This window comes from Pseudomonas sp. VEM90 (genome assembly GCF_054611535.1).
Window position 1 is genome coordinate 1 of record NZ_JBTRAR010000054.1, and the last position, 2,682, is coordinate 2,682.

The 2,682-nt window shown below is 51.9% G+C and carries 1 rRNA gene; it reads left to right on the forward strand.

From position 1 onward, the window contains the following. Positions 1-2,615 (forward strand): 23S ribosomal RNA (locus ACYCCG_RS25960); the annotation flags it as partial. Positions 2,616-2,682 lie beyond the last annotated feature (67 nt).

Here is a 2,682-nt window from a genome sequence, read left to right on the forward strand (position 1 = left end):
TTTGAGATTAGTGGAACGCTCTGGAAAGTGCGGCCATAGTGGGTGATAGCCCCGTACACGAAAATCTCTTATCAATGAAATCGAGTAGGACGGAGCACGAGAAACTTTGTCTGAATATGGGGGGACCATCCTCCAAGGCTAAATACTACTGACTGACCGATAGTGAACCAGTACCGTGAGGGAAAGGCGAAAAGAACCCCGGAGAGGGGAGTGAAATAGAACCTGAAACCGTATGCGTACAAGCAGTGGGAGCCTACTTTGTTAGGTGACTGCGTACCTTTTGTATAATGGGTCAGCGACTTATATTCAGTGGCGAGCTTAACCGAATAGGGGAGGCGTAGCGAAAGCGAGTCTTAATAGGGCGTTTAGTCGCTGGGTATAGACCCGAAACCGGGCGATCTATCCATGGGCAGGTTGAAGGTTAGGTAACACTGACTGGAGGACCGAACCGACTACCGTTGAAAAGTTAGCGGATGACCTGTGGATCGGAGTGAAAGGCTAATCAAGCTCGGAGATAGCTGGTTCTCCTCGAAAGCTATTTAGGTAGCGCCTCATGTATCACTGTAGGGGGTAGAGCACTGTTTCGGCTAGGGGGTCATCCCGACTTACCAAACCGATGCAAACTCCGAATACCTACAAGTGCCGAGCATGGGAGACACACGGCGGGTGCTAACGTCCGTCGTGAAAAGGGAAACAACCCAGACCGTCAGCTAAGGTCCCAAAGTCATGGTTAAGTGGGAAACGATGTGGGAAGGCTTAGACAGCTAGGAGGTTGGCTTAGAAGCAGCCACCCTTTAAAGAAAGCGTAATAGCTCACTAGTCGAGTCGGCCTGCGCGGAAGATGTAACGGGGCTCAAACCATGCACCGAAGCTACGGGTATCATCTTATGATGATGCGGTAGAGGAGCGTTCTGTAAGCCTGTGAAGGTGAGTTGAGAAGCTTGCTGGAGGTATCAGAAGTGCGAATGCTGACATGAGTAACGACAATGCGAGTGAAAAACTCGCACGCCGAAAGACCAAGGTTTCCTGCGCAACGTTAATCGACGCAGGGTTAGTCGGTCCCTAAGGCGAGGCTGAAAAGCGTAGTCGATGGAAAACAGGTTAATATTCCTGTACTTCCAGTTATTGCGATGGAGGGACGGAGAAGGTTAGGCCAGCCTGGCGTTGGTTGTCCAGGTTTAAGGTGGTAGGCTGGAATCTTAGGCAAATCCGGGATTTCAAGGCCGAGAGCTGATGACGAGTTGCCTTTAGGCGACGAAGTGGTTGATACCATGCTTCCAAGAAAAGCTCCTAAGCTTCAGATAACTGGGAACCGTACCCCAAACCGACACAGGTGGTTAGGTAGAGAATACCAAGGCGCTTGAGAGAACTCGGGTGAAGGAACTAGGCAAAATGGCACCGTAACTTCGGGAGAAGGTGCGCCGGCGAGGGTGAAGGACTTGCTCCGTAAGCTCATGCCGGTCGAAGATACCAGGCCGCTGCGACTGTTTATTAAAAACACAGCACTCTGCAAACACGAAAGTGGACGTATAGGGTGTGACGCCTGCCCGGTGCCGGAAGGTTAATTGATGGGGTTAGCGCAAGCGAAGCTCTTGATCGAAGCCCCGGTAAACGGCGGCCGTAACTATAACGGTCCTAAGGTAGCGAAATTCCTTGTCGGGTAAGTTCCGACCTGCACGAATGGCGTAACGATGGCGGCGCTGTCTCCACCCGAGACTCAGTGAAATTGAAATCGCTGTGAAGATGCAGTGTATCCGCGGCTAGACGGAAAGACCCCGTGAACCTTTACTATAGCTTTGCACTGGACTTTGAATTTGCTTGTGTAGGATAGGTGGGAGGCTTTGAAGTGGGGACGCCAGTTCTCATGGAGCCATCCTTGAAATACCACCCTGGCAACTTTGAGGTTCTAACTCAGGTCCGTTATCCGGATCGAGGACAGTGTATGGTGGGTAGTTTGACTGGGGCGGTCTCCTCCCAAAGAGTAACGGAGGAGTACGAAGGTGCGCTCAGACCGGTCGGAAATCGGTCGTAGAGTATAAAGGCAAAAGCGCGCTTGACTGCGAGACAAACACGTCGAGCAGGTACGAAAGTAGGTCTTAGTGATCCGGTGGTTCTGTATGGAAGGGCCATCGCTCAACGGATAAAAGGTACTCCGGGGATAACAGGCTGATACCGCCCAAGAGTTCATATCGACGGCGGTGTTTGGCACCTCGATGTCGGCTCATCACATCCTGGGGCTGAAGCCGGTCCCAAGGGTATGGCTGTTCGCCATTTAAAGTGGTACGCGAGCTGGGTTTAGAACGTCGTGAGACAGTTCGGTCCCTATCTGCCGTGGACGTTTGAGATTTGAGAGGGGCTGCTCCTAGTACGAGAGGACCGGAGTGGACGAACCTCTGGTGTTCCGGTTGTCACGCCAGTGGCATTGCCGGGTAGCTATGTTCGGAAGAGATAACCGCTGAAAGCATCTAAGCGGGAAACTTGCCTCAAGATGAGATCTCACTGGGATCTTGAATCCCCTAAAGGGCCGTCGAAGACTACGACGTTGATAGGTTGGGTGTGTAAGCGCTGTGAGGCGTTGAGCTAACCAATACTAATTGCCCGTGAGGCTTGACCATATAACACCCAAGCAATTTGCTGACGCAGATTGCGGTGGTGAAGACGAAAGACCCGAAAATTCGTAAG